Origin of the sequence: Acinetobacter harbinensis (genome assembly GCF_000816495.1) — a bacterium.
Classification (GTDB): Bacteria; Pseudomonadota; Gammaproteobacteria; order Pseudomonadales; family Moraxellaceae; genus Acinetobacter; species Acinetobacter harbinensis.
Map to the genome: position 1 here is coordinate 5,991 of NZ_JXBK01000003.1, position 534 is coordinate 6,524.

The 534-nt window shown below is 43.4% G+C and carries 1 protein-coding gene; it reads left to right on the forward strand.

Annotated features, from left to right (window positions below; genetic code table 11):
• On the forward strand, window positions 1-534 hold a 534-nt coding region (locus tag SE27_RS14650), incomplete at both ends, for an FAD-dependent oxidoreductase (protein ID WP_455550017.1).

The following is a 534-nucleotide window of genomic DNA, read 5'->3' on the forward strand; positions in this document are numbered from 1 at the left end:
CATACGGAACGTTTTGGCACCGAAATCGTCTATGACCATATCAGTGAAGTGGATTTAAGCGTTCGTCCATTCGTGCTGAAAGGCGATATGGAAGAATTCACCTGTGATGCCCTGATTATTGCCACAGGTGCAACGGCACAATACTTAGGTCTTGAGTCTGAAGCTAAATTCATGGGGCAAGGTGTAAGTGCCTGTGCAACTTGTGACGGTTTCTTCTATAAGAACCAGAAGGTGATGGTTGTAGGCGGTGGTAACACTGCGGTTGAAGAGGCGCTTTACCTGTCTAATATTACAGCTCACGTGACTTTAGTGCATCGCCGAGCTTCATTGCGTTCTGAAAAAATTCTACAAGACCATCTTTTTGCAAAACAGAAAGAAGGCAAAATTAGCATTCTTTGGAACAATCAAGTGGATGAAGTGTTAGGCGATAACACCGGAGTAACTGGAGTGCGTTTAAAATCCACTGTAGATGGATCAAAGCAAGATATTGAGGTACAGGGTTTATTCGTGGCAATTGGTCACAAACCAAATACT